At 34.4% G+C, this 6,293-nt stretch carries 7 protein-coding genes; 4 read left to right on the top strand and 3 right to left on the bottom strand.

The window, feature by feature from the left end; all coding sequences use genetic code 11:
• Positions 1 to 291: 291 nt before the first annotated feature.
• The 3 genes from BFA01S_RS23400 to BFA01S_RS06650 all read right to left on the bottom strand — a co-directional run bounded on the left by BFA01S_RS23400 (position 292) and on the right by BFA01S_RS06650 (position 2,968).
• A complete protein-coding gene (locus BFA01S_RS23400; protein WP_268874818.1) occupies positions 292 to 420 on the bottom strand; it encodes a hypothetical protein in 129 nt (42 codons plus the stop codon).
• Between the two features lie 470 nt (positions 421 to 890).
• Entirely contained in the window at positions 891 to 1,598 is a 708-nt protein-coding gene (locus BFA01S_RS06655) for an HAD family hydrolase (RefSeq protein ID WP_066227322.1), read from the bottom strand.
• Between the two features lie 380 nt (positions 1,599 to 1,978).
• Positions 1,979 to 2,968: a DNA/RNA non-specific endonuclease gene (locus tag BFA01S_RS06650; protein WP_066227319.1), complete on the bottom strand. Its 990-nt coding sequence runs from the start codon at positions 2,966 to 2,968 to the stop codon at positions 1,979 to 1,981.
• Positions 2,969 to 3,533: 565 nt separating this feature from the next.
• Here BFA01S_RS06650 and BFA01S_RS23645 point away from each other — a divergent pair.
• The 4 genes from BFA01S_RS23645 (at position 3,534) to BFA01S_RS06635 (ending at position 6,281) form a co-directional block, all read left to right on the top strand.
• On the top strand, positions 3,534 to 3,956 hold the full coding sequence (locus BFA01S_RS23645) for a CBO0543 family protein (RefSeq protein ID WP_369690805.1): 423 nt from the start codon (positions 3,534 to 3,536) through the stop codon (positions 3,954 to 3,956).
• 539 nt (positions 3,957 to 4,495) lie between these two features.
• The gene (locus BFA01S_RS06645; RefSeq protein ID WP_066227315.1) at positions 4,496 to 4,741 is read left to right on the top strand and encodes a spore gernimation protein GerQ; all 246 of its coding nucleotides are present in this window, start codon (positions 4,496 to 4,498) and stop codon (positions 4,739 to 4,741) included.
• 16 nt (positions 4,742 to 4,757) lie between these two features.
• The gene (locus BFA01S_RS06640) at positions 4,758 to 5,126 is read left to right on the top strand and encodes a spore coat protein (protein ID WP_066227310.1); all 369 of its coding nucleotides are present in this window, start codon (positions 4,758 to 4,760) and stop codon (positions 5,124 to 5,126) included.
• Positions 5,127 to 5,144: 18 nt separating this feature from the next.
• Entirely contained in the window at positions 5,145 to 6,281 is a 1,137-nt protein-coding gene (locus BFA01S_RS06635; protein ID WP_066227307.1) for a zinc-dependent alcohol dehydrogenase, read from the top strand.
• Positions 6,282 to 6,293: the final 12 nt, after the last annotated feature.

Here is a 6,293-nt window from a genome sequence, read left to right as displayed (position 1 = left end):
TATACTCACTATTAGAAATCTCTAAGTTTAATATTGAAATTAATAATAAAGTTTTATCCCAAGTACCTTTAGGATTTAATACAATTACTAAAACAACTAACAATGATAAAATTAAGAGAAATTTCTTCAAAATATCCTCCCTAAAATCATACTTTTTACCAATTTATAACTTTATCATAGAAGTTGCAATCACTTCTCTCTCGAATTTGCTTTTCTAGTTAACAAAAAACACATTATCATCAGCAAGAAAGGATCTTTCATAAGAAAAGATTCTTTTCCTTATTCATTAAATTACTGATTTAAAGGTGACAATTCTTCTCTTGTAAAAATTTCAAACAAACTAGCTGAATCTTCCTTATTTAATTGAACATATCGATCAGTACCTTCTATGATTTCTGCTTTTTCCTTGTTAGGATTCATCCAAAGTCTATCTGCCTACATCCTACCTTTATATTGAAATGCTCGACTGAAAATCGGCATATTCAACAATAGAGGTAGGGTGTTTTTTTATAATCTCAAGGTTTTAAATATATCAATCCTCTTACGGTCAACCTTTTACACTATTTAATGGTAAAAGTACCAAGGCTAGATCCAGATGTAGCTTTAAAATAAAGTTTGAGCATTTTCTACCTGTGTTGCTCCATAATCGCACCCGTTAGTTTAAGTACATTTCTTCACAAAGTCAGCGCTAAATGGATGTCATTTCACTGCAGAGTATCATTGTACTGCGCAGCAAAGGTTCTTTTATAGATGTCAGTCAGTTCTTGTAAAACTAATCTTCCGTTTTGTTTAGTAACCTGCTCAATTCTATTCATTAAACAAATAAGAAGTTTTCAATTGAAACCTAAATAGGAACCAGGATGACAATCGCTGATTCCTACCATAACAACCTAAGCCTTTTTCACAAATAATTCTAATAACTCCTTGGCACTATGTACTTCTTTATCTGGTTTAAAGGTAGCATTAATCGGTAAATCTTTCTTACGATGATTCATCCAAATCGCTTGCCAGCCTGCTTGTTTTGCTCCTATAATATCCTTTTCAAAATTATCCCCGATATACACAGTTTTAGTTTGGTCAAGGTCCAGTTTCTGTTCAATAAAATTAAACACTTCTCTTTTCGGTTTTACATGGCCAATCATACCAGAAATAAACGTCATCTCTGCCGGAATCCAACGACTAAGGCTGAGTTGTTTAATTTTCATTGCTTGATGTTTTTCTTCACCATTTGTAAGAATCCCAAGCTGTTTCCCTTCTTTGTAAAGTATATTTAGTAGTTCTTCGACTTCCGGAAACAAGGTAATATTTTTTTGTTCGATCACATACCTTTCATGAAAAATAGTCGCTTTTTCCGTATCTATAGGGATGTTAAAATCCTTACAGGCAGCCATGATTCGTCCGGTTTGCCATTCAAATTGGGATATTTCACCTGCTTCACTTTGATCAAATAAAATCTCGCTATACTTACGACTAGCTTTATATAATTGGTCGATTTCTTCGTCTGAAAATGGCTCTTGAAAAAGCTTCCTCACCGTTTTATGAAAAGATTGTGCTTGATCATATAGTGTATCATCGACATCAAAAATTATCGTATCCATTCTCATAGTCCTCCTTACATTATGATGATATCATTTATTTATCAACTAGATAAAACAGAGAGCCAACTAACTACTCCCTACATCTAATCAAACAAATAAGCAACAGCACCTATCCTAACGAGTAAGGTAGGTGCTGTTACTAGTTATTATAAAAAAACTCATTACTTATGGTACTGTTCCCTACTATTAAAACTATATCCTTAACCAATCTGTACCGATTGTTAAGAATCAACCACCTATAAAGTATTCTCTCTTTCATCAACGAAAATATTTACAATATATTATACGTCTACTAAGTAAGAAAAAACTATGAAATTACTTCTTCAACTAACCTGACCCGTTAATTCAATAAGAAGAAAAGAATCGCCGCATAACCCCATTTATTCACCTACTAAGCCATCACCATCTCGATCATCCATATATTTATAGAGCCATGAATCTCGGGTAATTGGCATTTTAAAGCCAGCAGCTTTGGCTTCAGCGATAGTAACACTTCCGTTATGATTGGTATCCACTTTACTAACATCTTCATTACTATTTTCCGTTTCGGCTGCAGGTACATTGTCTGTTTTCGGTGGCGTACTGCTCGTACCTGTCGTTTTCCCTAAATTTTTGTTCACTTCATCTGGGTTTACATTGTCAAATTCATCTGTAATGGTTCTGCCCTGAATTTTGTATGTGAATTTATAATGGCTCGGAATTTGCGTCTGAGTATTTGGATATTGAATCACTGCTACGAAATCAGTACAACCGCCTGCATCTCGAATCACTTTTTCCATATAAGCTTGATCGCCATGCCTATTGAGAGTGCTGTCCTGAGGTGTAATGTTATATGCGTTTGATACTCCCCCAAGCGAGTCAGCAATCACATGCCCTTGATCCAAGGTTGGACTCTCTGTACCAGGAACATTCGCTTCATCAGAGTAATATCTTCCTGATGACAATACATGATCAGTATTCGGATTTTGAAGTGTGATCTTTTTCGCCTCCACACGAATTAGCTGACCGTATTCATTTGTAAAAGCCCAATATTCCCTGTCGCCAAACCCGACATCAACTCTAACATTCGGCTCTCTATAACCTGACATATCACCGCCATCTACTACAATTAGTGTATATTTACTGTAGTCAAAGTCACCATTAACACTTGTTATCGTTGGTGTACTAGTGGCAGAAACGCTTGGATTAACTACGCTTTCACTAGTCGTTTTTTCAGTTTCATCGTCAGGTGTACTTTTTTTGCTTACTTCTTGATCTGTATTTTTTTGGATTTCTGTATTACTTTGTTGTGAACAACTAGTTAATAAAATAAGTAGTGAAAGGAGTAATAAAATAATCCCCCATGATTTTTGATACCATTTTTGTTGCATATTGCACCTCTTTTTATTAATTAAATTAGAATTATTTTACAATATTTATCTAAATTAACAAAAATCTTAGAAGAATTTTTGAATAATAGCAAAGAAAAAATCTGTCATTGTAGAAATACCAATACTATTATACTGCTAAAATACTTCAAAAAAACAAATAAATTTATATAAGATAAAAATGATTCCAAGCTAAAGCTGAAATCATTTTTATCTTAACTCCAACAAATTTATATTCACCATATGATAATTCTTAATGTTATTAACCTAGTTATGGTAAAACTCCTTATTCCATTAAACTGCACCGTCAGCACAATATGAAAAAGCATTCCTGCTTATTACAGAAATGCACCCTTTAGTTTAAGTGAAAATGTTCACAATTAGGGAACATTTTATATCAAAATAGAGCCTTGTTTATTCATTGTTTACTTATCTAATTTTGGAATTTCCTTAGTATAACCTCCTGCATCAAGGATAACCTATCTTTGTGGAGGTGCTAAACATTGGGTCAAAAATTTGAAATAAACCTTATAAAATCCCTTTATTTCTTTGGTATTAGTTCTTTTATATACCTAATAAAAAAATACTTGCAAAGGACTGGCTCCTTGTTTTCTTTATAAAAAGTTACTATGCATCATTGGTCGATAATCTGGTTGTAAAAAGAGGCTATGTTCAATATCCCACCCGATTTCCAAAACAAGTTAAAACAAGCGTGTTGTTTTATTACATAATTTTCCTAATTACTTGTGTCTTTTATAATCAGCTAACTAAGGATTCTGGCATCATTCAGTGCCTTTTAAAAGTTCTGTATTTCAGTATACCTATGACTATTGCTGAGCTATGGTTAGAAAAAAATACACGTCTTATTAAATATAAAAATGGATGGAATTGGACAACTACTTTTCATTCTCTCTCTTTTTCCTTTTTATTGGTTAGATTTACAATGGCTTTTATAAGACGTGTATTCAATAATAAATACGATTTATCTTAGATGCAGGTTGTTAATCAACAATAAGAGTCAAAAAGAAAATAGGAACATTTGAAGAATGATTAAATCTGCATATTTGTTTTAATTATTGACAATTTTTTCTCTACATTAATTTAAATATTCTACTGATTTTCTGTTAACAAGCACCGAAAACAGTCGTTTATGGGTATAAAACACTCAGAACCTGATTTTTCTGCTTAGTATAGAAAAATCAGCAACTTTTCCTTCCTCAAAATCTTTTAGCGTATAATATACCCGTTTTGTCGGCAGGATAGCAATAATAGACACTTTTAAATAGATACAGCTTGAAGTTTTCATTTTCTTTTCCTAAGTTGTATGGGTTTAACCCTATGCCCTTTTAATCAAAATATATCGAATATTTATTAGCGATACCTTATGAATGAATTTTCACTACATTATGATTAATCCAGCCATTTAATCATTGTTTTTCCTACATCTAAAAAATATTAAAGAATCATTCATCGAATATTTGGAATAATACCTTTGTATTTGAATTGTTAGTCAAAAAGGAGGAACCAAAAATGGACATTAAAAAATTAGCCGATCATGAGTCATTGGATCTACATGAAGTTATTAATTTTAAAACCCTATGCTTAGCGAAATCAAAACTAATGCAAGGACTGGTATTTGATCATGATTTGAGAGAATTAATGCAAAAAGATGTTGAACAATCCATGCAAGCGCTTGGAGAATTACAGGCCATTTATCAACGCGCACCTTTTGAAGCTCCAGTTCCTCAAAACCGACCAACACCAATAATAAATTGAAAAGGAGACAAATTCATTGAACCAGGACTATTTAGACCCTATAAACTCGCTACACGTACCGGAGCTAGCGGATACCACATTTGCGATGGATTTACTTCTTCGTGCCAAAGAAGGTGTGCGCAATATTGCTGTCGCATTAACGGAGTCTGCATCACCTGATGTTAGAACCCTCTTACGAAACCAGTTAATGCAAGGTATTGCCATGCATCAAGAAATTACAGAACTTATGATTAATAAAAAATGGTTCCATCCATACGAACTAAGTGAACAGTATAAACTAGATCAACTCTCTGCCAACAATACATTGATGATTGGCAAAATGAATCTATTCCCTGTTGAGACCAATAGAAAAGGTATGTTTGACCGGACACCTGATGATCACTAACACTGGAGGCTGTAACCAATGAAGGCAGTAACGTATCAAGGTATTAAAAATGTTGTAGTCAAAGAAGTTCCAGATCCAAAGATTGAAAAACCAGATGACATGATTATTAAAGTAACGAGTACAGCTATATGTGGGTCTGATTTACATTTAATTCATGGAATGATTCCTAACCTACAAGAAAACTATGTTATTGGTCATGAACCAATGGGAATCGTCGAAGAAGTTGGTCCAGGTGTGACTAAACTAAAAAAGGGAGATCGAGTAATTATTCCCTTTAATATAGCATGCGGTGAATGCTTTTTTTGTAAAAACCATTTGGAAAGCCAATGTGATAATTCTAATGATAATGGTGATATGGGTGCCTATTTCGGATATTCTGGTACGACGGGAGGCTATCCAGGTGGGCAAGCTGAATATTTAAGAGTGCCATTTGCCAACTTTACTCATTTCAAAATTCCAGAGACTTGTGAAGAACCAGATGAAAAGTTAACAGTTATTGCCGATGCGATGACTACTGGTTTTTGGAGTGTTGACAATGCAGGCGTAAAAAATGGAGATACAGTTATTGTTCTTGGCTGTGGTCCGGTTGGTCTTTTTGCTCAAAAATTCTGTTGGTTAAAAGGGGCAAAGCGAGTCATTGCCGTTGATTATGTCAATTATCGCCTGCAGCACGCCAAGCGCACCAACAAAGTAGAAATTGTTAACTTTGAGGACCATGAGAATGTAGGAAATTACCTGAAGGAAATCACCAAAGGCGGCGCTGATGTTGTCATTGATGCAGTTGGTATGGACGGTAAAATGACTGATATGGAGTTCCTTGCAAGCGGAATGAAGCTTCAAGGCGGAGCATTAAGTGCGTTTATCATGGCTTCACAAGCAGTTCGTAAAGGCGGGACAATTCAAGTTACTGGCGTTTACGGCGGCAGATATAATGGTTTTCCTCTTGGAGATATTATGCAGCGAAATATCAATATACGCTCCGGTCAAGCACCTGTCATCCACTATATGCCATATATGTTTGAATTAGTTTCGACTGGAAAAATTGATCCAGGAGATGTCGTAAGTCATGTACTTCCACTTAGTGAAGCAAAGCGTGGCTATGAGATTTTTGACACAAAAATGGATGATTGTATAAAAGTCGTGTTGAAACCTTGAGGAAGGAGGTAT

Origin of the sequence: Metabacillus fastidiosus NBRC 101226, from assembly GCF_001591625.1 — a bacterium.
In the GTDB taxonomy this organism is placed as follows: domain Bacteria; phylum Bacillota; class Bacilli; order Bacillales; family Bacillaceae; genus Metabacillus; species Metabacillus fastidiosus.
The sequence above is the reverse complement of the archived record's forward strand: the minus strand, read 5'-3'. Positions and strand labels throughout refer to the sequence as shown.

Coding starts and splice junctions, on each gene's coding strand:
- BFA01S_RS06635 (WP_066227307.1), top strand. CDS start 5,145: ATGAAGGCAGTAACGTATCAAGGTATTAAAAATGTTGTAGTCAAAGAA.
- BFA01S_RS06655 (WP_066227322.1), bottom strand. CDS start 1,598: ATGGATACGATAATTTTTGATGTCGATGATACACTATATGATCAAGCA.
- BFA01S_RS23400 (WP_268874818.1), bottom strand. CDS start 420: ATGAATCCTAACAAGGAAAAAGCAGAAATCATAGAAGGTACTGATCGA.
- BFA01S_RS06645 (WP_066227315.1), top strand. CDS start 4,496: ATGGACATTAAAAAATTAGCCGATCATGAGTCATTGGATCTACATGAA.
- BFA01S_RS06650 (WP_066227319.1), bottom strand. CDS start 2,968: ATGCAACAAAAATGGTATCAAAAATCATGGGGGATTATTTTATTACTC.